Annotated in this window: 26 protein-coding genes and 1 tRNA gene; 13 read left to right on the forward strand and 14 right to left on the reverse strand. The window is 65.1% G+C overall.

The window, feature by feature from the left end:
- Nucleotides 1–176 precede the first annotated feature (176 nt).
- The 8 genes from G455_RS0100850 to G455_RS0100885 all read left to right on the forward strand — a co-directional run bounded on the left by G455_RS0100850 (nt 177) and on the right by G455_RS0100885 (nt 8,602).
- Nucleotides 177–1,097, forward strand: coding sequence for an NAD-dependent epimerase/dehydratase family protein (locus tag G455_RS0100850; RefSeq protein ID WP_028091945.1), 921 nt, complete (start codon nt 177–179; stop codon nt 1,095–1,097).
- Between the two features lie 53 nt (nt 1,098–1,150).
- The gene (locus G455_RS25410; protein WP_051312078.1) at nt 1,151–2,266 is read left to right on the forward strand and encodes an acyltransferase family protein; all 1,116 of its coding nucleotides are present in this window, start codon (nt 1,151–1,153) and stop codon (nt 2,264–2,266) included.
- A 173-nt stretch (nt 2,267–2,439) separates the two neighbouring features.
- Complete coding sequence (locus G455_RS25415; RefSeq protein ID WP_154664311.1) at nt 2,440–3,081, forward strand: DUF6962 family protein; 642 nt, start codon at nt 2,440–2,442, stop codon at nt 3,079–3,081.
- A complete protein-coding gene (locus G455_RS0100865) occupies nt 3,078–4,199 on the forward strand; it encodes a cyclic nucleotide-binding domain-containing protein (RefSeq protein ID WP_028091947.1) in 1,122 nt (373 codons plus the stop codon). Before G455_RS25415 ends, G455_RS0100865 begins: the two co-directional genes overlap by 4 nt.
- An 86-nt stretch (nt 4,200–4,285) precedes the next feature.
- The gene (locus G455_RS0100870) at nt 4,286–5,209 is read left to right on the forward strand and encodes a fatty acid desaturase family protein (protein WP_028091948.1); all 924 of its coding nucleotides are present in this window, start codon (nt 4,286–4,288) and stop codon (nt 5,207–5,209) included.
- Between the two features lie 41 nt (nt 5,210–5,250).
- A complete protein-coding gene (locus tag G455_RS22995; protein ID WP_051312079.1) occupies nt 5,251–6,468 on the forward strand; it encodes an SAM-dependent methyltransferase in 1,218 nt (405 codons plus the stop codon).
- 2 nt (nt 6,469–6,470) lie between these two features.
- Nucleotides 6,471–7,670 carry a glycosyltransferase gene (locus G455_RS0100880; RefSeq protein WP_028091949.1) on the forward strand — a complete coding sequence of 400 codons (1,200 nt, stop codon included), beginning with the start codon at nt 6,471–6,473 and terminating at the stop codon, nt 7,668–7,670.
- Nucleotides 7,670–8,602: a diacylglycerol/lipid kinase family protein gene (locus G455_RS0100885; protein ID WP_051312080.1), complete on the forward strand. Its 933-nt coding sequence runs from the start codon at nt 7,670–7,672 to the stop codon at nt 8,600–8,602. The genes G455_RS0100880 and G455_RS0100885 overlap by 1 nt, the downstream gene beginning before the upstream one ends.
- Here G455_RS0100885 and G455_RS0100890 read toward each other — a convergent pair.
- The 6 genes from G455_RS0100890 to G455_RS0100915 form a co-directional block, all read right to left on the reverse strand.
- Nucleotides 8,599–9,777: a hypothetical protein gene (locus G455_RS0100890; RefSeq protein WP_028091951.1), complete on the reverse strand. Its 1,179-nt coding sequence runs from the start codon at nt 9,775–9,777 to the stop codon at nt 8,599–8,601. The two genes, G455_RS0100885 and G455_RS0100890, sit on opposite strands and share 4 nt — an antisense overlap.
- Before the next feature lie 163 nt (nt 9,778–9,940).
- A tRNA-Val gene (locus tag G455_RS0100895) sits at nt 9,941–10,016 on the reverse strand.
- Between the two features lie 94 nt (nt 10,017–10,110).
- Nucleotides 10,111–10,698 (reverse strand): DoxX family protein, encoded by a 588-nt coding sequence (locus G455_RS0100900; RefSeq protein WP_229861697.1) that lies wholly within the window; start codon nt 10,696–10,698, stop codon nt 10,111–10,113.
- Nucleotides 10,695–11,429 (reverse strand): HvfC/BufC N-terminal domain-containing protein, encoded by a 735-nt coding sequence (locus G455_RS23000; RefSeq protein ID WP_051312081.1) that lies wholly within the window; start codon nt 11,427–11,429, stop codon nt 10,695–10,697. The genes G455_RS0100900 and G455_RS23000 overlap by 4 nt, the downstream gene beginning before the upstream one ends.
- Nucleotides 11,426–12,304: an MNIO family bufferin maturase gene (bufB, locus tag G455_RS0100910; RefSeq protein ID WP_028091953.1), complete on the reverse strand. Its 879-nt coding sequence runs from the start codon at nt 12,302–12,304 to the stop codon at nt 11,426–11,428. Before bufB ends, G455_RS23000 begins: the two co-directional genes overlap by 4 nt.
- 59 nt (nt 12,305–12,363) lie before the next feature.
- On the reverse strand, nt 12,364–12,669 hold the full coding sequence (locus G455_RS0100915; RefSeq protein ID WP_028091954.1) for a BufA1 family periplasmic bufferin-type metallophore: 306 nt from the start codon (nt 12,667–12,669) through the stop codon (nt 12,364–12,366).
- A 155-nt stretch (nt 12,670–12,824) separates the two neighbouring features.
- On the opposite strand from G455_RS0100915, the gene G455_RS0100920 reads away from it, so the two are divergent.
- Together G455_RS0100920 and G455_RS0100925 are read left to right on the forward strand one after the other, a co-directional pair.
- Nucleotides 12,825–13,379 (forward strand): sigma-70 family RNA polymerase sigma factor, encoded by a 555-nt coding sequence (locus G455_RS0100920; RefSeq protein ID WP_028091955.1) that lies wholly within the window; start codon nt 12,825–12,827, stop codon nt 13,377–13,379.
- On the forward strand, nt 13,361–13,963 hold the full coding sequence (locus tag G455_RS0100925; protein ID WP_028091956.1) for an NrsF family protein: 603 nt from the start codon (nt 13,361–13,363) through the stop codon (nt 13,961–13,963). The genes G455_RS0100920 and G455_RS0100925 overlap by 19 nt, the downstream gene beginning before the upstream one ends.
- A 21-nt stretch (nt 13,964–13,984) precedes the next feature.
- Here G455_RS0100925 and G455_RS0100930 read toward each other — a convergent pair whose 3' ends face one another.
- From G455_RS0100930 to G455_RS0100945, 4 genes are all read right to left on the reverse strand, one after another.
- Nucleotides 13,985–15,607, reverse strand: a complete 1,623-nt coding sequence (locus tag G455_RS0100930) for a thiamine pyrophosphate-binding protein (protein WP_028091957.1) — start codon at nt 15,605–15,607, stop codon at nt 13,985–13,987.
- Nucleotides 15,608–15,817: 210 nt separating this feature from the next.
- Nucleotides 15,818–17,356, reverse strand: a complete 1,539-nt coding sequence (locus tag G455_RS0100935) for a tripartite tricarboxylate transporter permease (RefSeq protein WP_028091958.1) — start codon at nt 17,354–17,356, stop codon at nt 15,818–15,820.
- Between the two features lie 10 nt (nt 17,357–17,366).
- A complete protein-coding gene (locus tag G455_RS0100940; RefSeq protein WP_028091959.1) occupies nt 17,367–17,798 on the reverse strand; it encodes a tripartite tricarboxylate transporter TctB family protein in 432 nt (143 codons plus the stop codon).
- Between the two features lie 81 nt (nt 17,799–17,879).
- Nucleotides 17,880–18,857 (reverse strand): Bug family tripartite tricarboxylate transporter substrate binding protein, encoded by a 978-nt coding sequence (locus tag G455_RS0100945; RefSeq protein WP_028091960.1) that lies wholly within the window; start codon nt 18,855–18,857, stop codon nt 17,880–17,882.
- A 180-nt stretch (nt 18,858–19,037) separates the two neighbouring features.
- Here G455_RS0100945 and G455_RS0100950 point away from each other — a divergent pair, with 180 nt between their 5' ends.
- The 3 genes from G455_RS0100950 to G455_RS23005 are packed head-to-tail and all read left to right on the forward strand — an operon-like array spanning nt 19,038 to nt 22,181.
- Nucleotides 19,038–19,709: a response regulator transcription factor gene (locus G455_RS0100950; protein WP_028091961.1), complete on the forward strand. Its 672-nt coding sequence runs from the start codon at nt 19,038–19,040 to the stop codon at nt 19,707–19,709.
- The gene (locus G455_RS0100955) at nt 19,702–21,102 is read left to right on the forward strand and encodes a sensor histidine kinase (protein ID WP_035365883.1); all 1,401 of its coding nucleotides are present in this window, start codon (nt 19,702–19,704) and stop codon (nt 21,100–21,102) included. The genes G455_RS0100950 and G455_RS0100955 overlap by 8 nt, the downstream gene beginning before the upstream one ends.
- Nucleotides 21,099–22,181, forward strand: coding sequence for an ABC transporter substrate-binding protein (locus tag G455_RS23005; protein ID WP_084436949.1), 1,083 nt, complete (start codon nt 21,099–21,101; stop codon nt 22,179–22,181). The genes G455_RS0100955 and G455_RS23005 overlap by 4 nt, the downstream gene beginning before the upstream one ends.
- Before the next feature lie 21 nt (nt 22,182–22,202).
- Here the strand turns inward: G455_RS23005 and G455_RS23010 are convergent, their stop codons facing one another.
- From G455_RS23010 to G455_RS0100980, 4 genes are all read right to left on the reverse strand, one after another.
- Nucleotides 22,203–22,931 carry an NAD(P)H-dependent oxidoreductase gene (locus G455_RS23010; RefSeq protein ID WP_051312082.1) on the reverse strand — a complete coding sequence of 243 codons (729 nt, stop codon included), beginning with the start codon at nt 22,929–22,931 and terminating at the stop codon, nt 22,203–22,205.
- 11 nt (nt 22,932–22,942) lie between these two features.
- A complete protein-coding gene (locus G455_RS0100970) occupies nt 22,943–24,214 on the reverse strand; it encodes a TRAP transporter large permease (RefSeq protein WP_028091963.1) in 1,272 nt (423 codons plus the stop codon).
- A complete protein-coding gene (locus G455_RS25420; protein ID WP_051312083.1) occupies nt 24,214–24,786 on the reverse strand; it encodes a TRAP transporter small permease in 573 nt (190 codons plus the stop codon). Before G455_RS25420 ends, G455_RS0100970 begins: the two co-directional genes overlap by 1 nt.
- Nucleotides 24,787–24,848: 62 nt before the next feature.
- Nucleotides 24,849–25,847, reverse strand: coding sequence for a TRAP transporter substrate-binding protein (locus G455_RS0100980; RefSeq protein WP_051312084.1), 999 nt, complete (start codon nt 25,845–25,847; stop codon nt 24,849–24,851).
- Nucleotides 25,848–25,909 lie beyond the last annotated feature (62 nt).

Here is a 25,909-nt window from a genome sequence, read left to right on the forward strand (position 1 = left end):
TGCGTGGGCCGGGCCGGAGCGGCTGGTTCCATGGGCCGGATCATGGGCGGGCGATCCGGGGAGGAACGTGTTGACGACGGGCGGTCTGAACGGATTACGTTGACTGTAATGCGAATGTCACCTCCGGATGTCGCTGCGCTGGCGGCACCGCAGCATTTCGTTCGAGGAGGAGCGGTTTGAAAATTCTCGTGATCGGAGGATGCGGGTTCATCGGCTCCCATATCGTCGATGCGCTTTGCGCGCGGGGTCTGTCGCTGCGGGTGCTGGACCGCAGCCCGGAGCGGTTTCGCCCGCAGCTGCCGGGGGTGGAATATCTGCTGCACGATCTGACCCGGGCACCGCTTCCGCCCGGGGCGCTGGCCGATGTCGGCACGGTGGTGCATCTGGCCAGCACCACCGTGCCTGCGACCTCGAACCAGGATCCGGGGCTGGATATCGCGGAGAACCTGATCCCGACCGTGCGCCTGATCGAGGCGATGCGGCAGCGGGGGACGCGGCGGCTGATCTTCTTGTCCTCCGGCGGCACCGTCTATGGTGTGCCTGAGCGCGATCCGATCCCCGAGGACCATCCGCTCAACCCGATCAGCTCTTACGGGATCGTCAAGCTGGCGGTCGAGAAATACCTCTACATGGAGCAGCAGTTGCACGGGCTGGACTATGTGGCGTTGCGCGCCTCGAACCCCTATGGGCCGCGCCAGGGACGCAGCGGCGTGCAGGGGGTGATCGGCACCTATCTGAGGCGTCATCTGCACGATGAACCGATCGAGGTCTGGGGCGATGGCAGCGTGGTGCGTGACTTTCTTCATGTGACCGATCTGGCCGAGCTCTGCGCGCGCGCGGTGCTGTCGACACGGACAGGCGTGTTCAACGCCGGCAGCGGCGAGGGCACGTCAATCGCCCGGATCGTCGAGCTCATCGGCAGGATCGTCGGCCGCGAGACTGCGCCGGTCTTCCGCCCCGGGCGCAGCTTTGACGTGCCGCGTGTGGTGCTGGACGTGCGCCGCGCCGCGGAGAGTTTCGGCTGGCAGCCGCAGATCCCCCTGAGCCAGGGGATCGAGGACACATGGGCCTGGGTCCGGCAGCAAGAGGAGCTTTGAGCCGATGCCGCGCGAGGTGGGGAGGACTATCGCATGAAGGGGGGACAGGGATCATGACCGATGGCGTGGGATCCAGCGGCCGGCTGGAACATCTGACCGGCCTGCGGTTTTTCGCGGCGCTTCTGGTGTTCGGAGTGCACTTTCGCTGGGACACCAGCCCCGAGGCGCTGCGGGCCGTCGCCGCTCAGGGCTATGTCGGGGTGTCCTTCTTCTTCATCCTGTCGGGCTTCGTGCTGACGCATTCCTACAGCCACTGCATTCGCGCCGGGCAGATTTCCCTGCTGTCCTACTGTCTGCTCAGGGTAGCGCGGCTGACACCGCTTCACTTCCTGACCGGGCTGCCCTTCGTCTATTTCGCCATCGTGCAGAACGAGGCGATCTATTCGGAACAGTTCGGCATCCTGAAAACGCTGCTGAACCTGAGCTTTCTGCAAAGCTGGGTGCCGGTGTCGGATTACTATTTCTCGCTGAACGCGCCGTCCTGGTCGCTGTCGGACGAGATGTTCTTCTATGTCTGCTTCTTCTTTCTCGTGACGCTGGCACCGGGGCGGCTGGTGAAGCTGACGGCCGCGCTGGGCGGGGTGGTCGTGATGGCGGCGCTGCTGGTTCAGACCTTTGTGGGCGAAACGCAGATCGCCGGGAAATACCCGTTTTCCCATTGGCTGTTCTATGTCTTTCCGGGGTTCCGGATCCTGGAGTTCATGGTCGGCATGCTGCTGCATGATCTCTGGGCGCAGGGGCCGCATCTGCCGACGTGGCTGATCCCGCTGTCTTATCTTCTGCTTTTGGGGGCGATGTGGGGCGCCCCGGAGGTTGCAGCTCCGTTTCGCTATTCGCTCTATTACCTACCGGTGGTCTCGCTGTTCTTCTATGTGCATCTGGCGGATCGCTCTGGCTGGCGGAGCTTCTATTCCAGCCCGCTGATGGTGCTGCTGGGCAATGCCTCTTTCGCGTTCTACCTGATCCATCAGCCGATGCTGCATCTGATGAACCTGTTCCTGCGACCGGCCATGCCGGGAGATGCCGTGTTCTTTCCGGTTTCGTTGACGATCACCGCCATCGCCTCGGTTCTTCTCTATTGGTTTTACGAGATGCCTGCAGAACGGGCGCTCAAGTCGCTGATCCGGCGACGGGCCGGGGGACTGAGACCCTATGTGGCGCGCAGGTAACCCCGGCGGCGGGAATGTCTTGGAGTGAACATTTGTCTCGTATTAAATCGAACCTGAGGGCATGACGATGATGATGAACCGTGATCCGGTGCGTGGCCGTTACCGCAGGCGGAGCGCCAGCAAGGACAACAGGATGCCGCGCCGGGGTGTCGGGCGGCCAGCAGGGGACCGCGATGCTTGACGAACTTGCCCTTTCGGCCTTGACGGATGCGATCCTCGCCTGTGAGCTGTTCTTTCTTGCCGGGCTGAGCCTGCGGGCCGGAGGGCAGCTGCTGTCCCCGGCCTGGTTGTGGGGGATGACCCTGGCCTTGATCGGGCTGGCCTCGTTGCTGGGGACGATAGACCACGGTTTTTTCGAGGCAATCGGCCATCCGGGACATCGCGACATGGTGGTGGCCACGCGGCTTGTCATCGTCGCGGGCAGCTTGGGAATGATCGTGACCTCGGCCATGCAGTATCTGTCCGGGGCCTGGCGCCTGGGGGGGATGGTGCTGGCGGTGGGCGCTGCGCTCTATCCTGTCTCGATGATCCTGACGTCGGATGATTTCCTGTCCGTCATCCTCTATTATTCCGCAGGTTTGCTGTTGCTGCTTGTCCTGAGCGTTCTCAATCTCAGGGGCAACAGGGGGACGGGGCCGATGATCCTGGGCATCGTGCTGACCCTGGGCGTGTCGGGGATGATCCCGGCGCAAAGCGGTGGCTTCTGGGGGCTTGGCCTCTATGGCAGCTATCATGTGCTGCTGATGCCGACTGTGATCTTGCTCTATCTGGGCGGTCGGGGGTTCCGGCAGACACGTGGGGGGCCGGGCAAATGATCGACATGTCGCCACTCAGCCGGGCGGATCTGAAAGAGATCGTCCCGAACCTGACCTCCTTCATGCCCGAAAAGCTGATCGACGCCGTTGGCGCGGTATCGCACGAACTGACAGTGGCGCCGGGCCAGACCCTGATCACCGAGGGAGAGACGAGCAACACGCTCTATCTGATCCGCGAGGGCACTTTCGGCATCTACCGGAGCACCCCGAACGGCGAAGGGGAGATGCGTGTCGCCGAGATCGGCCCGGGCCAGCCCTTCGGCGAAATGGCTCTGCTGGACGGAGAACCGCGCGCGGCCTCGGTTCGGGCCGAAACCGCAGGTCTGCTGTTGGAGATCGCTCCGGAGGCCCTGCGCGCCCAACCCGAGGGAGAGGTCAAGTTCCAGGAGCTCAAGGGCGCGCTGGCGACCTTCGTCACCCGGCGCATGCGCACCACCACGCAAGAACATGTCGAGGCGCTGGAACGCGAACTGGCACTGAAGAGCGAACAGGAGCAATTCGGCCGTTTCTTCATCTATTCTCTGACCATGATGTCCATCGGCACGCTGGTGAACAACGCGCTTGCGCGCAAGGAGGTGGATGTCGACATCTACACGCAGATCTTTGCCTGGCAGTATCTGGCCATCCTTCTGGTGCCGAGCTTTCTGGTGATCCGGCACATGGGAATTTCGATCCAGTCGCTGGGGCTGACCACAAAAGGGCTGAAACGCTCTCTGAGCGAAGGGGCAGTGATTTCGGGCGCGCTCTATGCGCTGACATGGATGATCGCGGCGGGGCTGAGATATTTCGATATGTTGCCGGGCCGGGCGCTGCCCTTCGATCTGCTCGGGACGCTGAGCTATTTTCTGCACAGTGCGCTGCAGGAGATTATCGCGCGTGGCTTCCTGCAATCGTCCTTCCAGCGGTTTCTGGGGGATGCCAATGGCCTGTGGTCGGTGCTGCTGGCCTCGACGCTGTTCGGGATGTTCCACCTGCATTTCGGTATCGCCGCCGTTGTCATGACGATCGCCACCGGCTGCGTTTTCGGCCTGATTTACATGCGCCATCAGAATGTCGCAGGTGTTACACTTGTCCATTATGTGATGGGCGTCGCCGCCTTCAATACGGGATTGATATAATCCAGCTCGAAGTCACCTCATAACGCGGGGCGCGGGCGGCGCATGTGCAGATGCCCGGACACGCCCCCGGAAAGCGATGGGTTTAAATGATTGATCGTACCTTCTTCATTCCACGACCATCCCGGTATTACCGTGATTTCCTGATCTATCTTTTCGGCTTTGCCGCCGCCTTTGTCTGGGGGATCGAGACAAGCTGGCCCATGATCATCCTGCCCTGGGCGCTGGCGGTGCTTTGCCTGCACCGCGCTGGGCTGTTCTGTCACGAGGTGGTTCATCACGGCAAGACCGCCAGCCTGCGCGGGTTCCGGGCGCTTTATACCTGGACCGTTGCACTGATCGTGATGGTTCCGCCGCTGCGGTTCGGGCTGCCGCATCTGGCACACCATCGGCTCGGGGTCTTCGGCACTCACGACGATCCGCAATATCCGCTGGTGCGCGGCAACCGCTTTGCCATGATCATGGTGCTGCTGGTCATTCCCTTCGTGGTGCCTTTCACCAATCTGCTGATGACTGTCACCGGGGCGCTGGGGGCCTTTCGCCTCGAACGCGCGCTGGATCGCTGGTCGACGGAAAAGCTGGGCTTCTCGCTCAGTTCGGAACTCGATGCCGCGCAACAGGCCGAGGTCAGGCGGCACGCCCAGGTGACGCTTGTGCTGTTCGCCGCCTTCGTGCTGCTCTTGCCCGGGGCGCTGCCCTTCTACTATGCCGTTCTGGTGGCCGGCTGGGCGTTGATCACCGCGCGCATCCCGCTGGAACATGAATTGGAACGGCTGGCCCAAAGTTCTGGTCCGCATGATCAGATGGCGGACAGCTTCACCATTGAATCGCCGCTTGCCTTGCTGATCCAGCCGGTGGGGTTCCGCTTTCACACCGCTCATCACATGTATCCCGGGGTGCCCTATCACAACCTGCCGGCGCTGCATGAAGAGCTCAAGCGCAGCTCTCCCGATTATCGCAACAGCATCATTTCGCTGAGGACCGCGATCCGCGGCCCGAAATCCGTTCGCTGAGCCCCCTTGCCGCAAACCAGAGCCACAAGGCAGATTAGTCCATGAAAAACGTTATTCACGAACTCGCCGAGGCCATGACCGCCGCCGAACCCGAGGCCCGGTTCGAAGTCCGATACTGGGACGGAACCGGTTTCAAGATCGGGGAGGAGCCCGAATTCGTCCTGATCTTCAAGACGCCAGCGGCGCTGTCGCGGGTGGTCTCTGACGCCTTCATGGGCTTTGGCGAAAGCTACATGGCCGGAGATATCGAGGTTGAGGGCGATATCAAGAAACTGTTCTATCTCGGCTTCAAGATCGACTTTGCCGAACGCCCGATGTCGCTGATGCTGCGGCTGAAGCTGGCCTATCACTTTCTCAAGGCCCGCAATACCATTGCCAGATCGCGCGAGAATATCTCGTTCAGCTATGACATCGGCAACGATTTCTACGAGCTGCTGCTGGGCCAGGGGATGATCTATACCTGCGCCTATTTCAACTCGCCCGAGGAAAGTCTGGATCAGGCCCAGTGGAACAAGCTGGAGCTGGTCTGCCAGAAGCTCTGCCTGAAGCCGGGCGATCATATCGCCGATCTGGGCTGCGGTTGGGGCGGGTTCCTGATGCATGCCGCCGAAAACCACGGGGTGAGCGGCGTGGGGTTCACCATTTCCGCCGAACAGCGCGAATACGCGATGAAGAAGATCGTCGAACGCGGCCTGTCGGACAAGATCGAGATCCGCCTGCAAGATGCCCGCGAGGCGGATGGGCTTTACGATAAGGTGGCTTCGATCGGGATGATGGAGCACATGGGCAACGCCCAGATCCCGCCAGTGTTCGAGAGGATCGCCAAGTTGTTGAAACCCCAGGGGCTGGCGCTGGTGCACACCATCGGCAACGACATGGAGCGCCCGATCGACCCCTGGATCGACAAATATATTTTCCCCGGCACCCAGGCCTCGCCGCTGACGACGATGGTCAAGGCGATGGCCGACAACGGTCTGGACATGGTCGATCTGGAGAACCTGCGGATGCATTATCCGCCCACGGTGGAATACTGGCTGAAGAATTTCGACGACAATATCGACCGGATCACCGAGATGTACGACGATACCTTCGTCCGCAGCTTCCGGCTCTATCTCGAAGTGGCGAGTTCGTCTTTCAGTTGGGGCGACAACCGGCTTTATCATCTGCTGATGACCAAGGGGCTGAACAACCGTCTTCCCGCGACGCGGGCGCATCTTGTGCCCACGACCTTCAGGCAGCCCACGACCGAAGGCCTGTGACCATGACGTTGCATGTCGCCGTGATCTATACCGATGCCGGCGGCGGCCACCGGGCCAGCGCGCATGCGCTGAAGGCCTGTCTCGAAGCGACCGGTCGCTATCGGGTCAGCCTGATCAACCCCTACAAGGCTCTGATCCCGCATCTGGATATCTTCGCCCGCCTTGGCCGACGCAGCGGCGAGGATGTCTATAACGAGGTGATCCTGAGGCATGGCCGCAGCGGGTTGGCCTGCTGGCTGTTCTACGCCGGGCTGAAGCTGAACTACACGCTCTTCGAAGCGCCGGCGACCCGCATCCTGGCGCATCACTTCGAACGGATAGAACCCGATATCGCGCTGTCGGTAATGCCGCTGAGCAATCGGGTGCTGCTGGATGCGCTGGCCCGCTATCGCGCCACGCGTCGGCGGGGCCGGTTACCGCAGGGCGCGGTGCTGATCACCGATTGGGCAGAGCTGGCCCGGGGCGTCTGGTTCCCCAACCGCAGCGATTATCACGCCATCTGCGGCACCGAGGAGGCGGCGGCCAGCGCCCGCCGGCAACGCCGGCTGGCGCCGCGGGTTCATACCATGGGCGGGCTGCTGGTTCGGCCCGAATTCGCCGCGGCGGCGCGTCGGCCCGCTGCGCATGAAACGCTGGGGCTCGATCCGGCGCGCCCGGTGGTGAGCGTGCTTTACGGCGCTCAGGGCAGTGATCGGATGGTCGATCTGGCAAGCGAAATGGCACGTGTGCCGCACCAGGCCCAGGTGGTGTTCCTCTGTGGTCGCAACCAGGCGATCGCGGCGCGGATCGGGGCGATGGAACTGCCTTATCCGGCGCATGTGGTCGGGTTCACCGAACGGGTCCCCGATTATCTTTCGGTGAGCGATCTGTTCATCGGCAAGCCCGGCCCCGGCAGCGTCAGCGAGGCTCTGGCGCTGGGGGTGCCGGTACTGCTGGACCGAAGCCTCGCCCTGCCACAGGAGAAGGCGGTTCTGCGTCATGTTCTTGCGCAGGAGCGGGGGCAGGCGTTCCGGTCGCTGGAGGAGTTCCGGGCGATGTATCGGGCCGCTTTGTCGGCGGCAAAGGGCGCGCGACCACCAGGGCTGGCCAATACGTCGAACAGCGATGTGGTGAGCATTCTGGACAGGATTGCCGCTGCGCGCGAACCGGTTGCCGCCGGGGCGGGGCCATTCGCCTCCGTGCCCGAGATGAGGCCGGATTGATGAGCGGTCTCGGCGGGGGGCTCGAAGGCGGTATCGGCGGGCCCGGCTCGGAGCGGGTGCTGCGCTTTCGCATCATTCACAACCCCCGTGCGGCGATGAAACGCGCGGTCCGGTTCAACGCGGTTCTGGCCGAACTGCGCGCCGCCGGGCACGAGTATGAGATCGTGACAACCGCCAGGGCGGGGGATGCGGCCTCATTCGCCCGCCAGACGACCCGTGACATGGCCGATGTGCTGGTGGTGGCCGGCGGTGACGGCACGGTGAACGACGCGCTGCAGGGCATCGGGCCCACAACGCCACCATTGGGGATCTTGCCGTTGGGCACCGCGAATGTCCTGGCGCATGAAATCGGCATCGGCACCGATCCGGGGCGGATCGCGCGCTGCCTGATGCAGGGCGCGATCCTGCCGGTGCGTCCGGGGGTGGTGAACGGGCATCGCTTCATGATGATGGCGGGCGTCGGGCTGGACGCGCAGGTGGTCTCGGACCTTAGGCGCGGCATCAAGAGACGGTTTGGCAAGGCGGCCTATCTGATCGAGGTGACCCGAACGCTCAGACGCTGGCCCTGCGATGATATCTGCCTGACTGCCGATGGCGGGGAGGATCATCGTGCCGCCACGGTGGTGATCAGCCGCGGGAAACGCTATGGTGGGCGTTTCGTGCTGGCGCCGGGCGGCGATATCGCCATGCCGCGTTTTCATATCACCCTGTTTCCCACTGGCCGGCCGATATCGGTTTTCGCCCGTTTCGTGGCGATCCCGCTGGGGTTGGTGCATCGGCTCAAGCTGGTGCAGCAGTTCGAGACCGAGGGGGTGATGATCGAAGGCCCGGCCGGTGATCCGGTGCAGGCCGATGGCGATATCGTGGCCAGGCTGCCGGCGCGGATCGGGCTCTGCCCCGAGCCGGTCTATCTCTGTGTGCCCCGAGGTTAGGCGATGGCCGGCTCGGCCCGGGGCGCAGGTGCATCTGTCAATCCGCAGAGCTGGGCCAGCCTGCGGCAGGCCTGCATCCAGTCGAAATCACGCCGCGCTGCCTCCGGCGGTTCGGGAACCTGCGCCACCGCGTGCCGCAAGGCCGCGACCGCACCATCCAGATCATCGTAGAAATGGGCGTTGGGATAGGCGTGGAACGGCAGGTTGCCGGGACATTCCGGCAGCACCACATGGCGCCCGGCCACCAGTGCATCCGCCGTGGCCGTGCACAGAACCTCGCTTTTCGAGGGGTTCAGCATGACGCGATAGCCGCCGATGTCTTCCCAGAACCGGCGGTTTGGTCCCTTGAGAGTCAGTGGTGCGGGCTCGCGGCGCAGAAGGTCGCGAAAGGCGGCCTCATCCCGGCCCGCGCCGATGACATCCATCGGCAGCGCCGCGCGTCTGGCGATCCGGGCCAGATCCTCAAGCCCCTTTTCCCACAGGAAGGCGCCCAGGAAATAGACCGCATCGGTTTCGGGCCCGACTGGCGGCACATGGGCATAGCCGCGCGACACCCCGGTGATCCGCTCGACCGGCATGGTCAGGCCGGGCAGCGTCAGCGCCGGCGACAGGCTGAGCGGCAGGTCGATCCGCAGCCGCACGGCGCGCCCGTGCAGAAAGGACACCAGTTGCGCGACGCGCCCGGGGATGGGCAGGTCGGAGGAGCGGATATAGGTCTCGTAATCGGTCATCGACAGGCCCAGGGTGCGATCCGCCCGGATATGCCCGCGCCGTCGGGTGAACGGATACCAGCACAGATGTTCGGGTTCGCTCGCGATCAGGCTTTGTGCGGGGGGGGCTGCGCCAAACACATCCTCCATTGGCACGATGGACTTCAGCCGGGCGGCATAGGTGCTGCGATAGGGTCTGCATTCGGGCAGCTCGGGACAGCCGAGCGCGGCCGCCTCGGCCCGCAACCAATCCACCTGTTCGCCGAAATCGGCAAACCGCCGTTCGCCCCACAAGCGGTTCTGTGATGCGGCATCGAGCCAGGGCAGAAGATAAGCGACCCGATACCCGAGCGCAGCCAGTCCGCAGGCATGCCAGAGCGAAATGAAGGAGGGGCCGGTCATCCAGGGCAGCGCCGCGGATGTCAGAACCACGGCGTCGTAGCGCCCTGCCTCGCGGTTGCGCATCGGTCTTCCCCCGGTTCCCCAACGGCCCCGGTCAGCTTCCCTTGCGGTGGCGGACAACGCAATGGCAAATCGGCCGGGATCGGCAGATGTTCTGGAAAATTATAGAAAGAGGAAACCCGGGTGGTCCGGAGAGGCGGGCGTGAGGCCCGAAACCGGGAGGGAGTGGTGGGTGATGAGAGACTCGAACTCCCGACATCTTCGGTGTAAACGAAGCGCTCTACCAACTGAGCTAATCACCCGTGGCGCACTGATTACCCATTCGCGGCGAAGGGTGCAAGAGCGGTTTCCACTTCGCTGAGACGATTGCGCGCCCGGTGCGGCGCCAGGCGTGCATCAGTGCCCGGACAGGCCCCCGGCACGGCGCCGGACACGGGCCAAAATGCGGTCGAGCGAGGCATATCCGCCGCCGGTCGTCACCAGCACGGCCAGCAGCCAGACCCAGACCAGCCGTTGGTCGAAGACCACCCCGTCCGGGTGACGGTCGAAGAGCGCGCCCAATGTCTCGGGGCCGATGCCATGGCCATAGATGTCGGTAAGCGTCATCACCACGACAAAGCCGATCATGCCAATCGACGACAGCCGGGTGAAGAGACCGAGCAGGATGAAAAGCGGCAGCATGAACTCGGCCAGGGTGCCGGCGGCGACGATCAGATGGGCGACGGGCCCCAGCGCCGAGACGTCATAGCCGGCCTGTTCGAATTGGCGTGGAAAGATCTGGGCATAGGCGTTCAGCGACAGCCCTCCCATGTCGATCTTGGTTCGGGCCGAGGCCCAGAAATATCCCAGCAGGAGCGAGGAGAACACCAGCCGGCCGGACAGGCCGATCAGCGCGGGCGCACGCCCCGGGGGTGGCGTCTCGAGGCGGATCAGCCGATCGAGCAGATGCCGGGGCATGGGGCGGGACAGGCGACTGTCGGTCATGGGTGGTCTCCTTCGGGGGCGATCAGCGCGCCGGCGGAGAACAGGCAGGCAAAGATCGCTGCATGATCGGCCTGGGTCGGCAGAGCATGGGCCAGGGGTTCGCCTCGGGCAAGGGCCTTCAGGGTGGCATCGGTGCCGCGCGGGGCGGGCTGGGCGCAGACTTCCATCGCCGGGCGGCAGATCAGAACCTCGCCCGCAGGGGCCTGGGCCAGGGCGGGCAGGTCGCTGTTTCGGGCCCAGATCGACAGCGCGGGGTGGCGGGTCACGATCACCCGGGCCGAGGGATGCGGTCGCGGGCGGAGACGGGCGAGCCGGTCGGGGGAGAGCCGCGCCAGATCGCCGCCTGCCAGAGGTGCCGCATCGGCGGCGTGACAGGAGAACCGCAGCGCCTGTTCCAGCATCGCCACCTCGGGCAGATAGAGCAGGGCTGCCACCGGGGGAAAGCTGCGCAGCCAGTCGGGGAAGTCCGCGCCATAGTAGGCCAGGACCGGGCTTTTGGGCGGATGCGCGCGCAGGAACTCCCGCGCCATCGCGGCGAAGAACCGCGCGCCCACCAGGGTTTCGATCACCGGAAACGCCTGCCGCAGCGCGTCGATCAGCGAAACGGTGACGGAATTGCGATAGATGCCGAAACGCGCCTCTGCCGACGGTGCTCGCGGTGCCCGGATGCCATCGGGAACCGGGACCTTTGGTGCCAGCAGCGCCCGGCTGAATGCCGCCTGACGGCTCATGCCGCCCGCCTTGCGCGCAGCAGCGCATCGGCATGGGCGGCCTCGGCCTCGAGGGTCGCGAAATCGGGCACGTCGTTGTCCCGTTCGATCAGTGTCGGGCAGGGGCCGATCCGGGCGAGGGTGCGGGCAAAGAGCGTCCAGACCGGATCGGCGACGGGCTTGCCATGGCTGTCGATCAGCAGCGGCTCGGCGTCGGCGTCGGCGTCGGCGTCGGCGTCGGCGTCGGTGTCGGGGGGGGCCTGTTCTTCATGTCCGGCAAGATGGATTTCGCCGACATGATCCAGCGGATAGGCATCAAGATAGGCCTCGGCTGACAGACCGAGGTTGATCGCGGAAATGAACACGTTGTTGATGTCGAGAAGCAACCCGCAGCCGGTGCGGCGCTGAACCTGCGCCAGGAAATCGGTCTCGGTCATGGTGCTTTCGGCGAAGGCCAGATAGCTGGAGGGGTTTTCCAGCAGCATCTGCCGCCCCAGAACCTGCTGCACCTCGTCCACATGGGCGCAGACGGTGTCGAGTGTCGCGGCCGTATAGGGCAGCGGCAGGAGATCGTTGAAATAGGCGCCGCCGTGCGACGACCAGGCGAGGTGTTCTGAGAACTGCGCTGGTGCGAGCCAGTCCATGAGCGCGCGCAACCGTCCGAGGTGGGTCCGATCCAGCGGCCCATCGCCGCCGATGGACAGGCCGACCCCATGCGCCGAGATCGGAAAGCGGTCGGACAGATCGGCCAGCATGGCGCGGCGGGGACCGCCGTCGAACATGTAGTTTTCGGCGTGGACTTCCAGCCATGTCACCGCGCCCGGTTGGCGCAGGTCGTCGAAATGCTGCGGCTTGAAGCCGATACCGGCGGTAGCGGGCAGGCAGGTGGCGTGCATGTTGTCCTCCTTTCTGGACGGTGGCGCGACGGCTGGGGTGCCGCCGCGCCCCCCGGGGCTCAGCCTTCGGGCAAATCGCGGTCGAGCGCCGTCAGCGAGCCCATGCGCGGGGTGCCGTCGGCCATCGCCGGCAGCTCCATCGTGGTGCAGGTGCCTTCGGGCACCAGCAGCCAGGCGTTGCCCTGGTAATCCAGTTTCGAGGTGCCGGCGCAGGTGGTGCCCGGACCCGCTGCACAGCCGTTCTGCCCCGCCATCGCGACGCCAAAGCATTTCTCCTGGCCAGCGGCATGGGCGGGCAGGGTCATCTGGGCCAGTCCCGCCGCGAGGGCACCGGCAAGCGCGAGGTGTTTGGTTTGGATGCTCATGTCTGGATACTCCGTTTTGAGGTGCAGACTTCGCTGTCTGCATCGGGGTATTCGGGCGCCGGAGCGGATTTGTTACGCGGCTCGCGCGTCTGTGAAAGACCGAAATATTTCCGGTGGGCTGTAACGCGGCGGCCGGACTTCGCGTATACTGGGGTATGACAGCGAAAGATGCCGAGATCGAAGTGTTGATGCGGCAGGGGCTTGCGGGGGATCGCAGAGCCTATGCCCGCTGCCTTGCGCTGTTGGTTCCCAGAATGCGGGCAATGGCGCATCGCGATCTGCCGGCGCATCTGACGCATCTGGTCGAGGATGTGGTCCAGGAGGCCCTGTTGTCGATCCATCTCAAGCGCGGCAGCTGGGATCTGGCGCGCCCCTTGTTGCCCTGGGTCCGGGTGATCATACGCCACAAGGCGATCGACATGCTGCGTGCGACCCCGCGCGCCCGGCATGACCCGATCGAGGATTACGCCGATCTGGGGGCGCCCGAGGTCGATCCGCTGGCGGGGCTGCATCTTGAACAGGCGCTGGCGCGGCTGTCGGATCGTGATGCGGCGTTGGTGCGCCAGCACGCGGTGCAGGGGGTGGATGCGGACAGCCTGTCGCGCAGCTTCGATCTGAGCCCGGGCGCCCTACGGGTGGCCCTGCATCGGGCGCTGCGGCGCCTGGCCGAGGCGGCGAGAAAGGAAGAGGAATGGAAACCGACGAGCTGATCGCCGCCTTGGCGGCGGATGATACCGCCCCAAAACGCCCGCGGCTGGTCTGGCGGCTGTTGCCGGGGGCGGTGGTGTCGGTGATCCTGATGGCGCTGTTCTGGGGTGTCCGGCCCGATTGGGGACAGGCGGTGCAGAACCTGCCGGTGTTGACCAAACAGGGCCTGCCGGTCGTGCTGCTGCTTCTGGCCGCGCTGCTGTTGCGCCAAGGCGCGCCGGGGAGAAAGCCGATGCTTGGCCTTTTCGCGGGGATCGCTGGCGCGGTGGCCCTGGCCTGGGGGATCGCCGTGCTGCGGGGCGGCGATATCATGGGGCAGAGCGCCTGGCAGTGCCTGCTGTCGATCCCGGTACTGGCGCTGCCGATGGCGGTGCCTCTGTTTTGGGGACTGCGCCATCGGGTCGAACCGCAGCCGGCGCGGACCGGCATGGTGGCTGGGCTGTTCGCGGGGGCCGCCGGCGCCGCCATCTACGCGCTGCACTGCGATGAGGACAGCGCAGCGTTTTTCCTGTTGTGGTACGGGCTTGGCATTGCGGCTTGCGGCGTTGCCGGGCGCATCGCGGGGGCCCGGCTGCTCGGGGTTTGAGGGCTGCGGCGGCCCGGCGGCTCAGATGCGCATGCGCGGGACATCGTTTGGATCGAGCCGCAGATCGACCAGCACCGGACGGTCACGTGCTGCGATCGCGGCAAGCGCTGCATCGAGATCGCCGGGAGAGCGCACCTCGATCCCAAGCCCGCCCAGCGAGGTGGCGACCTCGGCGAAGGAGGGCCAGTCGAATTGGGTCAGTCCCGGGTCCATCTGCCGGTCAAGGAACTGGATATGCTCGGCCCCATAGGCGGAGTCGTTGGCGACGATGACGATCAGATCGAGCCCGAGCCTGACAGCCGTGTTGAACTCGTTCAGCCCGCCCATCATGAAACCGCCATCCCCGGTGAACAGCACGACCGGCCGGTCCGGCGCGGCAAGGCCGGCGCCGATCGCTTCTTGCAGGCCGAGCCCGATCGAGCCGAAATTCGCCGTGACCACGAAGCTTTGCGGGTCGGGGGCGGAGATCCGGCACCAGACCTCGGTCATAAAGCGGCCGCCGTCGGTGACCAGGATGCGATCCTTCGGCAGCGCCTGTTCCAGCCGCTCCAGCGTTGGGACATAGCCGATATAGCCTTCGTTGGTGCGCATCGGCGGGGTCGGATGGGCCCTCAGGGTTTCGGTATCGAGCTCTCGGGTGAAGCCGCTCGGCGCGATCTCCGCTTCGTCGAGCCAATAGACGATGGTTTCGGCGGTGAGCCCGGCATCGGCCAGAAGCGCGGCATCGGGATGGGTGCCGCCGCCGATGGCGGTGGGTTCGATATCCACCTGTACGATCCGCTTGTCCCGCATCAGCTTGCCGCGGTCGGTGGTGAAATCATGCAGACCGGTGCCGAAGCAGACGATGCAATCGGCCTTTGCGATCAGATCATAGGCGGCCGGGGTCGACAGGGTGCCGAAGATGTCCATGTTGTAGGGATGCCCGCTGAACAGCCCCTTGGCCTTCAGCGTGGTGGCCAGAGGCGCTTCGAGCCGGTCGGCCAGACGGATCAGCTTGTCTCGCGCCCCGGTGGCGCCAGCGCCGGCCAGGATCAGCGGGCGCCGGGCCGAGGCGATCATGCCGATGGCTTCGTCCAGCGTGTCGCCCTCGGCCACGCCGCCTGGGGTGGTGAAGACATCCAGCACGCGGCAGTCGTGCGTGATCTCGGTCCACATGAAATCGGCAGGCATATTCAGCACCACCGGGCGCCGTTCGACCCGGGCGCGGTAAAAGGCGCGGGCGACATCGCGGCCGGCGGTTTCCGGCGCCCGCAGCTGTTCGAAGCCGGCACCGGTGGCCTTGACCAGCTCGCGCTGGTCGATGCCCTGCAGGTGGCGGGGATTGATGACCGGGGTGTCGCCGGCCAGCAGCACCATGGGGATATGGCCGCGGGCGCCTTCGGTCAGTGCGGTCATGCAGTTGGTCAGGGCCGGTCCGTGGGTGACCGTCGCCACCCCGACCTGACCCGACACATGGGCATAGGCCAGCGCCATCAGGACCGAACTGCCCTCATGGGCGACGGGGACGAACCGTCCGCCGCAGTCGCGCACGAAGTGATCGACCAGGAAGAGATTGGCGTCGCCCATCAGCCCGAACATCGTCCCGGTGCCATGGTCGCACAGGGCGCGGGCAATGGACTGATAAACATGGATCTTGTCACTCATCGGGGTCTCTCCTGCCGGTTTGGGCCTGAATATCCCAAGTCCGATGCGTGGAATGCGCAAACTGAGGCGGCAGGGGCGGGATCTTTGCGTGACATCGGAGGAAAGGCGCCCGCAGGCGCGCAAATCGCGCATGACAGGGGCTGTCGCACGAAAAAGCCGCCGGCCGCAACGTCAACGTCCGGCCGGCGGCGTATCAGCTACGGGCGCGGATCAGTCGCTGATCGCGCCTTCTTCGTCGCCCCGCTCGTGCATCGAGGCCTTGACCTTGCGCCCGACTAGGATCGGCAGGACAAAGCCAGCGATGGCGATCACCCAGAGCGCCATGGCGAGCGGGCTGTCGATCAGCGTCCACCAGTTGCCATTGTCGATGGTGATGGCGCGACGCAGGTTGTTTTCCATCGCGTTGCCCAGCAGCGTGCCCAGGATGACCGGCACCAGTGGCACGTCGAGCTTGCGCAGCAACCAGCCCAGCACGCCGAAGCCGATCATCACCAGCAGGTCGAAGGAGGAACCCGAAATACCGTAGATTCCGACGAAGCTGACCATCGCCACGATGGGCATCAGGATGCGTGGCGGGATCAGCAGCAGCCGGGTGAACAGCCCGACCATCGGGATATTCATCGCAAGCAGCATGATATTGGCGATGAACAGCGCCGCGATCAGCCCCCAGACCACATCGGGATTCTGGGTGAACAGCAACGGACCGGGGGTGATGTTCAGCGACAGCAGCACTGCCAGCAGCACCGCCGTGGTGCCCGACCCGGGCACGCCCAGTGCCAGCATCGGTACCAGCGCACCGCCGGCGGCGGCATTGTTGCCGGCTTCCGGTGCGGCAACGCCGCGCGGATCGCCCGTGCCGAAGCTGTTGTCCTTGTCAACCAGCCGCTTTTCCACCGAATAGGAGATGAAGCTGCCCAGCGAGGCACCGGCACCCGGCAGAACCCCTGCGATGAAGCCAAGAACCGAGGTGCGCAGCATGGTGGGCGTGCAGCTCTTGATCATCTGCCAGGGCGGGGTGAGCCGGCCGATCCGGACGCTGCGGCCCTCGGCATCCGATTGCCCATGGCGCTCTTCGAGGAAGATGAATACCTCGGACAGGGCGAACAGACCGACGATGGCGACGAGGAAATCCAGCCCGTCGTACAGGTGCACCTCTCCGAAGGTGAAGCGCGGCACGCCGGTCTGGGTGTCGACCCCGATCATCGCCAGTCCCAGGCCCAATGCAGCGGCGAAGGCGGATTTCGCCTGGTTGGTCGAGGAAACGCCGCCCAGCGTCATGAAGGCGAGCGCGAAGAGGGCGAAATATTCGGCCGGGCCGAACAGCAGCGCTATCTTGACCAGCTGCGGCGCCAGCAGGATGAGCCCCCAGGTGGCCAGGAATGCACCGACGAAGGAGGCGATGCCCGATAGCGACAGCGCTTCACCGGCCATGCCCTTGCGTGCCATGGGCTGACCGTCGAGAACGGTCATCATCGCCGGTTCGTCGCCGGGAATGCCCAGCAGGATCGAGGAAATCCGCCCGCCGTACATGGCGCCGTAATAGACCGAGGTCAGCAGGATCAGCGAGGGCGTGGCGCCGAGCCCGAGGGTGAAGGCGAGCGGGATCAGGATGGCGACGCCATTTGACGGGCCAAGCCCGGGCAGCGCCCCCATGATGGTGCCGAGAAAGCAGCCCAGTAGTGCCAGCAGCATGTTCTGCCAGGTCAGCGCGACGGCGAAACCGTCGGCGAGATGTGCCAAAGTGTCCATTCCGTCCTCCTCAGAAGCCCAGCGGGCCGCGGGCCAGCGACAGGCCCAGGACCAGGTGGAAAACGACATAGATGCCGATCGATGTGCTGATGCCGGTGATCACCGCCCCGGGGAGCGAACTGCCCAGGCGCCAGGTCAGATAGGTGGCGGCGCAGGCGGTGGCGACGATGAAGCCCACCACTGGCAGCAATTGGGCATAGAGGATCATCACCACCACGGCGGCCGATATCTCGGCCAGACGCAGCAGCGAGGGCCAGCGCGGCTCGGGGTCAGGACGCAGGGCGATCAGGGCGCTCGACAGGCCGAGGATGGCGGCGATGATCAGGGGAAAGGCCTTGGGGCCGACGGCATCGGAAAGAAAGCTCTCCTCGATGGACAGGGCCGCGATCGCGAAGCCGACCGCGAGAAGAATGCCGAAGATCCCGAAGATGCGGTCGCTCATGGCGGACTCCATTTCGGTATGTGGAAAAGAAGCGCCGCAACCGGGTGCGGCGCTTTGGGGCTGTCTCGGTTGGGACAGGCCTTACTTGATGATGCCGATGTCGCGCGAGATCGACTGAATCTGCGCTACGCTGTCGGTTACGAATTGCTGGAAGGCCGCGCCCTGAAGGTCGAGCGGCGCCAGACCGTTGGCCTCCATCACTTGTTTCCATTCGTCCGATGCGTAAAGCGTCGAAAGTTTTTCGACCCAGGCGTCATAGGCCGCGTCCGACATGCCGCCGGGGGCGTAGAAGCCGCGCCAGTTGGCGCCGATCGCGTCCACGCCCTGTTCGCGGGCGGTGGGAAAATCGGCGAAGGCCCCGTCCAGACGCTCGGGCGACAATACGGCGAGGACCCGGATATCGCCGGAATCGACGAAGCCCTTGGCCTCGGAGATATCGCCGGTGAAGGCCTGGACCGACCCGGCCAGAAGCTGGGTCACTGCCTCGCCGCCGCCGTCGAAGGCGATGTATTTGACCTTGCGGACATCTTCGATCCCATAGGCATTGGCCGCGATCAGCACCTTGAGGTGATCCCAGCCGCCCACTGCCGAACCGCCGGCGATCGCGACCGAGCCCGGATCCGCCTTGAGCTTATCGAGCAGTTGCGGCAGGGTTTCGATCTTGCTGTCGGCGGCCACGGCGATAACCCCGTAATCAGCGCCGATGGCGGCCAACCAGCGTACCTGGTCGGTGGTGTTGCCCGGATAGGCGCCCTGGGCCAGCCGCGTGGCGGTGGCGGAGGAGGCCGCGACGATCAGGTTGTCGTCATGGCCGCGCTTGTTCACCACTTCGGCAAAGGCCACACCGCCGCCGCCGCCGGCGCGGTTGACGACCTGCATGGTCTTGTCGATCAGGCCCTCGTCCTGAAGTATCTTGCCGATCTGGCGGCAGGTGAAGTCCCAGCCGCCGCCGGGGTTGGCCGGGGCAATGCATTCCGGGGTTTCCTGCGCCGTCGCGGCAAAGGCCGAAGCCGTCACGAAAGCAGCCGCCAAAAGGCTGCGTGTCAGAGTCTTTTTCATTTGTGTCCTCCTCTTGCCGGGCACGTTCCGCCTCCGTGCGGTGGCCCGATCTGATCCCTGTCGCGGCAGCGGCTTTGCAGCCCTCCTGTCGCGGGGTACAAGGGGAGTACCGAAAGTTGCTGTCACGAACCTGTCAGGATGGCAGTCGGAACGGATGGGATCAGAGAAGAGGCGGGATGGATGCGGGTGCTGATGGTCGAGGATGCCGTCGATCTGGCCGAGGCGGTGATCGCGCGCCTGGCCCGGTCCGGTTTTGTCTGCGATCTGGCGACCGGGGTCGAGACGGCCTGTGATTTCCGTGCGGTGCAGCGATATGATGCGATCATTCTCGATATCAACCTGCCGGATGGTTCGGGCCTGAGCCTGTTGCGCGATCTTCGGGCGGAAGGGGATCGGACCCCTGTCTTGATGCTCACAGCGCTGATCTCGGTCGACGATCGGATCGTCGCATTGGATCAGGGGGCCGACGACTATCTTGGCAAGCCCTTCGATCAGCGCGAGCTGGAGGCCCGGCTGAGGGCGCTGGTGCGGCGCGAGGCCGGCAGCAAGCAGGAACAGATCCATCTTGGTGGGCTGAGCTATTTCCCGGCGGACCGGAGTGCCCTGCTGGATGGGCGCCGGTTGGAATTGACCCGGCGCGAGGCGGCGCTTCTGGACATATTGTTGCGCCATCAGGGCAAATATCTGACCAAGACGCGGCTGTATGATTCCCTTTACGGCTTCGAGGACGCCGATGTCGGAGTGAACGCGATCGAGCTCTATATCGGGCGATTGCGCAAGAAGCTGGCCGGCAGTGGCGTGTCCATCGCCACCCAGCGCGGTGTCGGCTACCGGATTGGCGCCGATGGTTGAATTTCACCTGCCACGCGGTCTTGCCGCGAGGGTGTTGGGGGCGGTGCTACTGCTTCTGCTGACCGGCGGGCTTCTGGTTTCGGGCTCGGCCTGGTTGAACGGGCGCCAGGCGGCACGGCAGGCCTATGATCGCATTCTTCTGGGCGCGGCGAGCGATATTGCCGAATCGACCCGAATCCAGGACGGGCGCCCCGTCGTCGATCTGCCGGTGTCCGCCTTCAAGCTTCTTGCCCAGGCGCCTGAGGATCGTGTCTACTACGCGGTGCATGGCCCGAGCGGCGGTCTCGTTACCGGGCTGGATCTGGCGGCTGTGGTGGCCCCGCGTCCGCGGAGCGGGGCGGCGGCAGAGTATTTCGACGCGCCGCTGCAGGGGGAGCGGGCGCGTTTCGTGCAGCTTGTCCGGCGCTTTGCCGAACGCGACTTCTCGGGTGAGATCGTGGTGATCGTGGGACAGACCTTGCGGGCACGGCGTGGGATGGCGCTGGGGCTGGTGCTGGATGCGCTGTGGCCGATGGCGGCGGCGGGGCTGGCGCTGATGCTTCTGGCCTGGGTCGTCATCCGGTCGGCGCTTCGTCCGCTGAAGGCGCTTTCGGCGGATTTGTCCCATCGCGATCCCTATGATCTAACCCCGATGCCGGCTGAAAGCCTGCCATCGGAGCTGCAGGTGATGATCGAGTCGATGAACCGTTTCATGGGGCGGCTCGACCGTCAGGTCAGGGCGATGCGGACGCTGATTTCGGACAGCGCGCATCAGCTGCGCACGCCGGTCGCCGCGATCCGCATCCAGGCCGAGGCGGCGCTTGAGGAGCCAGAGCCGGAAAGCCGCAATCGGGTCCTTGCGCGGCTGCTGGCGCGGACCCGGTCGCTCAGCACCCTGCTGGATCAGCTATTGTCCCATGCGCTGGTGATGCACCGCGCCGACAGCGCCCCGCGGGCGCTGCTTGATCTGCGTGAGATCGCGCTTGATATCGTCGAACGGCGGGATCACGAGGTTCTGGCGCCCGAGGTCGAATTGCGGCTGGTGATCGGCGAGACCCCGGTGATGGTATGGGCCGATGCGTTTTCCGTGGGCGAGGCGGCGCAGAACCTGCTGGTCAATGCGCTCAAGCACGGTATCGGCCCGGTCACCCTCGGGGTGGAGCAATGCGGCGCCGAGGCCATCTTGTGGGTGCGCGATGCCGGGCACGGGCCCGATCCGGCCATCGCCGAGCGGTTGGGCCGCAGGTTCGAACGCAGCCCGGCTTCGGGGGAAAACAACGTCGGCCTGGGCCTGTCGATCGTCAAGGCGGTGGCCGCCGCCTTTGACGGGCGGATCGGGATGCAGACCGGGGAGCTGGGGTTTCAGGTCTCGTTGATCCTGCCGTCGGCAGATGTGAAGGAGACGGTGGAATGAGGCATGCGGCAAGACGGGGGCTGGCGGACCTGCTGTTGGCGGCGCTGTCGCTGTTGGCCATCCTGACCGCCCCGACGGTGGTGGAGGCGGCTGGCCCCGAACGCGGTGCCGTCTTCGGCGAGGGGGGGACGCCCCTGATCTTCCGTTCGACCACCGACATGACGATCATCCGGCCTGTGCTGGAGCGGTTTGTCGAACGGAATCCGGATCTGGCGGTCCATTATGAACAATGGGCGTCGAACGCGCTGTTCGACAACAGCCGGGCCGCCTGCGAGGGGGAGGGTGGGGGCGATCCTGCCGATGCGGTCCTGTCCTCGGCGGTTCAACATATGGTCTGGCTGGTGAATGCCGCCTGCGGCTCGCCCTATGTGTCGGCGAATACGGCGGCTCTGCCCGAGGCACGGCGCTGGCGGGACGAATTGTGGGGGATCACGGAAGAACCGGCGGTGATCATCTACAACACAGGGGCGATCCGCGGGCAGGATGTGCCTCGCAGCCGGTTTGCCCTGCTCGACATGATGCGGACGCAGCCTGATCTGTTGCGCGGCCGGATCGCCACCTATGATCTTGCCGAGTCCGGGTTGGGCTATCTTTTCGCCCATAGCGACAGTCTCGAAGCGACCAGCTTCGGCGCGCTGCTCGAAGGATTCGCGCGGACCGAAGCCGTTGCCACCTGCTGTTCGTCCGAGATCATTCGGGATGTGGCCGAGGGGAAATTCCTGATCGCCTACAACGTGTTGGGATCCTATGTGACCGAGCGCCGTTCCCCGGAGGTGGGGGTGGTCATGCCCGAGGATTACACGCTTGTCCTGTCGCGGGCCTATATGATTCCGCGTCAGGCCCGCCAGAAGGAGGCCGCGGCCCGGCTGCTGGACTTCCTGTTGTCGCCGGAGGCGCGGAAGATCCTCACAAAGATCGGTCTGGTGGCGCATATGGACCCGGCTGAGACCGGGCTGCCGCTCAGCGCGCGGCGTGCGATTGCGCTGTCGCCCTCCTTGCTGGTGGCGATGGATCGGCATCGCCGGGATCGGCTGTTGTCCCTGTGGGAGGGGGCCTTTGTGCCGCCGTTCCGGCCCTGAACCGCACTTGCCGATGGCTGGTCAGCCCTTGCGGCGCCAGGCGCCTTCGGGCACTTCGTCCAGCGCGGTGCGCCAGGCCTCGGTCCGGGTCACCGGGCGGGCGGCCATGTCCAGCGCTGCCTGGGCCAGTGCATCAATGCTGGCCTGTCGGGTTTCGGCGGTGGTTCTGGGGACGCCATAGGCGACACAGAGATCGGCCACTTCATAGCCCATGTATTCCAGCGCCAGCTTGCGCGTGGGCATCAGCAACGGTTCAATCGGGCCATAGACCCCGTTGTCGGAAAACCGTTCGGGGGTGCCGCCGGTTGTCACGCTGATCAGCGCGCGCCGGCCCTTGAACAGGCCGGTGTCGAAGCGGCGACCGTCGACATAGGCGAAACCATAGCTCAGGACGCGGTCGATCCAGCCTTTCAGAAGCGCCGGCGGGCCGCCCCACCAGATCGGGAATTGCAGGATCAGGTTGTCGGCCTCGGCCACGCGGGCCTGTTCACGCGCGATATCGGGGGCATAGCGGTGATGGCGCGCGGCATGGGCCTGTTCGGCCTGCACGTGAAAGCGATCCGGATCGGCCCTTTCGGTCACGTCATGCGGCCCGATATCGGCCCGGAACCTCTCGGCGGCGAGATCCGAGACGGTGACCCGGTGTCCCGCCGCCCGCAGCGCCTCGGCGGCACCGTCGGCCAGGGCGTGATTGAAAGAGCCTGGATCGGGGTGGGCGACCACGATCAGGACGTTGCGGGGATCAGACATTGGAACGTCCTTCAGAACAGGGAGCGGGGGATGAACAGCGTCAGCGGCGGGATCAGCGCGATCAGCGCCAGGATTGCCAGGCAGATCCCGATCAGCGGCAGCGCCTCGCGGATCACCCGGGTTACCGGTTCTCCGGAAATCGCGGCGGCGATGAACAGCAATATCCCGACAGGTGGGGTTGCCATCCCGACCACCACGTTCAGCACGACCATGGTGCCGAACTGCACCGGATCCATGCCGATCATCGCCTGGAACTGCAGCAGGATCGGCATGGTCAGGATCAGGATCGAGATCGGTTCGAGGAACATCCCCAGGATCAGCAGGAAGATGTTCAGCAACAGCAGGATGATCCAGGGGTTTTCGGTCAGTGACATCATTGCCTGGGCGATCAGCGTTGGCACCTGTTCCAGCGTGAAGACGAAGGAGACGATACTTGCCATCGAGGTGATGAACAGGATCGATGCCGAGACCAGAGAGGTGGCGACCAGGGCCTCCCACACGCGCTTGACGGTGAGATCGCGATAGATGAAGCCGATCAGCAGCGCATAGCCGACGGCGACGGCGGCAGCTTCGGTTGGGGTGAAGATGCCAGCCTTGATCCCGATCAGGATGATCAGGGGCAGGATCAGCGCGGGCAGCGTCCGCTTGGTGGCGGCGAGGCGCGCGCGCCCGTTGATCCGTTCGGTGACCGGAAAGCCGTCGCGCCGGGCGCGCCAGCTTGCATAGGTCAAAAGGCCGGCGGCGATGCCGATCCCCGGCACGACGCCGGCCAGGAAAAGCTGGCCGATCGAGGCGCCGGAAAGCACGCCGTAGATGATCATGGTGATCGAGGGCGGGATGATCGGCCCCATGACCGAGCTGACGGCGATCAGCGCGGCCGCATAGGCGGGGGGCATGCCCTGCCGCGACATCGTGGGGATGAGGATGGTGCCGAGCGCCGAGGCCTCGGCGGTGGCGCTGCCCGAGATGCCGGCGAAGAAGCCCGAGGACAGGATCGACACCGAGGACATGCCGCCCCGGCGGTGCCCGACCATGGCGCGGGCGAAGGCGACGATCCGTTCCGTGACCCCGCCGACGTTCATCAAGGCGCCAGCCAGCAGGAACAGCGGGATGGTGAGCAGGACGAATTGGTCGATCCCGGCCATCATCCGCTGGGGCAGCATCAGCGCCATCATCCCGTTGCCGGACAGATAGAGATAGGCGGTCCCGCCGATACCGAGGGCCAGTGCGATGGGAATGCCGGAAACCAGAAGTCCTGCGAAGATAAGAAAGAAGCTACCCATTATGTGTCTGCCTTGGCGGTCGTGGCGGCATAGTCCGCGGTGTTGTCCAGAAATTGCGGCCGGAATGTCGCGATCAGATCGGCGATCACATGCAGGGCCATCAGCGACAGGCCCACGGTGACCGAGATATAGACGTAGCGGATCGACAGGCCGAGCTCTTCACCCCGCAGGGCGGTCCAGATGAAGTCGAGTGCCGGGATGGTCTGATTGCCGAAGCGGGACGCGAAATCATAACCGTGCCAGGCCATCAGGCCGAGAAAGCCGAGGATGGGCACGGCCATGACCGCGCGCAGCAGCCACCGGCCGCGCGGGGGCAGGGCGGCGGGCAGGAAGTCGAGCGCGACGAATTCACCGCGCGAATAGGCCAGGCCGAGCACGAGGAAGGTCTGCCAGACTAACAGATAGCGGCACAGTTCCTCGGCCCAGATCAGGCTGTCACCGATGACATATCGGGCGAAGACCTGGGCGATCATGATGCCGACGATCAGTGCCATGCAGAGACCCGCGAGAAAGCGGATGACATGCACATAGGCGCCGACTACGCGGGCAAGCGTTGTGTCAGAATGTTGCAAGGGGCTGCTTTCCTCTGCAGAGAAACCCGCGGGGCCGGGGTGGTCCCGCGGGCGATCCGGGCCTAGCTGGACTGATTGGCGGAGGCGATCAGTTCGGCAATGAGCGGATCCTTCGCCGCCCATTCCGAGGTCAACCCGGCGACCCGCTGGCGCATCTGTTCGAGATCGTTCAGCCCGACGACATCGACGCCCCGGGATTTCAGCACTTCGCGGCCTTCCAGGTCCTGGGTCTTGGCGTAAGCCAGCGTCTTGGTGACGGATCGCCGGCCGGCTTCGGTGACGGCGGCCTTTTCCTCGTCGTTGAGCCCGTCCCAATAGCGCTGGGACATCAGCGTCACCATATGCCAGGGATAATGCCCGGTCAGGGTGAAATGCTTGCCGACCTCCCACAGGTTTTCACCCAGCATCGAGGAGACATTGATCTCCACCGCGTCGATCACGCCGGTTTCCAGCGCGCCGTAGACCTCGCCATAGGGTAGCCCGACGGGCGAGCAGCCGACGGTTTCCCAGATCTCCTTGTGCAGCGGAACCGGTACGATGCGGGTTTTCAGGCCGGCGAAGTCGTCCAGTGTCAGAACATCTTTCTTCACCGACAGGAAGTTCCGTTGTCCGGTATCGGCGGTGGCCAGGCCGATCAGGCCCGCAGGTCGCAGATCGTCGAGGATCTTCTGCCCGACATCACTGAGAGCGAGGTCTCCGAAATGATCGTAGTCGCGTATCAGGAAGGGCATTTGCCAGGCGTTCATGCCGGGGCGGCCGGTCACCAGCGGAATCAGCACGCCAGAGACGGCAGTGACGTCCATCGTGCCGGCCACGGTGCCCTCAAGCAGTTGCTTGTCACCGCCCAATTGCCGGTTCGGGAAAATGCTGACCTTGAATGCGCCGGGCATCAGCTCTTCCAGCGCCTCGGCGAAGCTGGTCGCCAGCATATGGCCGGGATGCACCTCGTTCGCACCATGGGCGATGCGCATCATCTTGCCGGCGGCGCGGGCGACATGAGGGGCCGCCAGCACGGCGCCCATGGCGACGCCGGTCTGCAACAGGGTTCTTCTGGTAATCATCGGGTTTCTCCTCCCTAAAAGTCACTTCCGGCCAAGGGGGCCGGGCCTGAATGCGGCCAGGC

The organism is Pseudodonghicola xiamenensis DSM 18339, from assembly GCF_000429365.1.
Classification (GTDB): Bacteria; Pseudomonadota; Alphaproteobacteria; order Rhodobacterales; family Rhodobacteraceae; genus Pseudodonghicola; species Pseudodonghicola xiamenensis.

Coding starts and splice junctions, on each gene's coding strand:
- G455_RS0100980 (WP_051312084.1), bottom strand. CDS start 25,847: ATGATTACCAGAAGAACCCTGTTGCAGACCGGCGTCGCCATGGGCGCC.
- G455_RS23010 (WP_051312082.1), bottom strand. CDS start 22,931: ATGTCTGATCCCCGCAACGTCCTGATCGTGGTCGCCCACCCCGATCCA.
- G455_RS0100880 (WP_028091949.1), top strand. CDS start 6,471: ATGACGTTGCATGTCGCCGTGATCTATACCGATGCCGGCGGCGGCCAC.
- G455_RS0100915 (WP_028091954.1), bottom strand. CDS start 12,669: ATGAGCATCCAAACCAAACACCTCGCGCTTGCCGGTGCCCTCGCGGCG.
- G455_RS0100870 (WP_028091948.1), top strand. CDS start 4,286: ATGATTGATCGTACCTTCTTCATTCCACGACCATCCCGGTATTACCGT.
- G455_RS0100945 (WP_028091960.1), bottom strand. CDS start 18,857: ATGAAAAAGACTCTGACACGCAGCCTTTTGGCGGCTGCTTTCGTGACG.
- G455_RS0100890 (WP_028091951.1), bottom strand. CDS start 9,777: ATGCGCAACCGCGAGGCAGGGCGCTACGACGCCGTGGTTCTGACATCC.
- G455_RS0100940 (WP_028091959.1), bottom strand. CDS start 17,798: ATGAGCGACCGCATCTTCGGGATCTTCGGCATTCTTCTCGCGGTCGGC.
- G455_RS0100935 (WP_028091958.1), bottom strand. CDS start 17,356: ATGGACACTTTGGCACATCTCGCCGACGGTTTCGCCGTCGCGCTGACC.
- G455_RS23005 (WP_084436949.1), top strand. CDS start 21,099: ATGAGGCATGCGGCAAGACGGGGGCTGGCGGACCTGCTGTTGGCGGCG.
- bufB (WP_028091953.1), bottom strand. CDS start 12,304: ATGCACGCCACCTGCCTGCCCGCTACCGCCGGTATCGGCTTCAAGCCG.
- G455_RS0100955 (WP_035365883.1), top strand. CDS start 19,702: ATGGTTGAATTTCACCTGCCACGCGGTCTTGCCGCGAGGGTGTTGGGG.
- G455_RS0100865 (WP_028091947.1), top strand. CDS start 3,078: ATGATCGACATGTCGCCACTCAGCCGGGCGGATCTGAAAGAGATCGTC.
- G455_RS0100900 (WP_229861697.1), bottom strand. CDS start 10,698: ATGACCGACAGTCGCCTGTCCCGCCCCATGCCCCGGCATCTGCTCGAT.
- G455_RS0100930 (WP_028091957.1), bottom strand. CDS start 15,607: ATGAGTGACAAGATCCATGTTTATCAGTCCATTGCCCGCGCCCTGTGC.
- G455_RS22995 (WP_051312079.1), top strand. CDS start 5,251: ATGAAAAACGTTATTCACGAACTCGCCGAGGCCATGACCGCCGCCGAA.
- G455_RS25410 (WP_051312078.1), top strand. CDS start 1,151: ATGACCGATGGCGTGGGATCCAGCGGCCGGCTGGAACATCTGACCGGC.
- G455_RS0100970 (WP_028091963.1), bottom strand. CDS start 24,214: ATGGGTAGCTTCTTTCTTATCTTCGCAGGACTTCTGGTTTCCGGCATT.
- G455_RS0100885 (WP_051312080.1), top strand. CDS start 7,670: ATGAGCGGTCTCGGCGGGGGGCTCGAAGGCGGTATCGGCGGGCCCGGC.
- G455_RS0100920 (WP_028091955.1), top strand. CDS start 12,825: ATGACAGCGAAAGATGCCGAGATCGAAGTGTTGATGCGGCAGGGGCTT.
- G455_RS0100950 (WP_028091961.1), top strand. CDS start 19,038: ATGCGGGTGCTGATGGTCGAGGATGCCGTCGATCTGGCCGAGGCGGTG.
- G455_RS23000 (WP_051312081.1), bottom strand. CDS start 11,429: ATGAGCCGTCAGGCGGCATTCAGCCGGGCGCTGCTGGCACCAAAGGTC.
- G455_RS25415 (WP_154664311.1), top strand. CDS start 2,440: ATGCTTGACGAACTTGCCCTTTCGGCCTTGACGGATGCGATCCTCGCC.
- G455_RS0100925 (WP_028091956.1), top strand. CDS start 13,361: ATGGAAACCGACGAGCTGATCGCCGCCTTGGCGGCGGATGATACCGCC.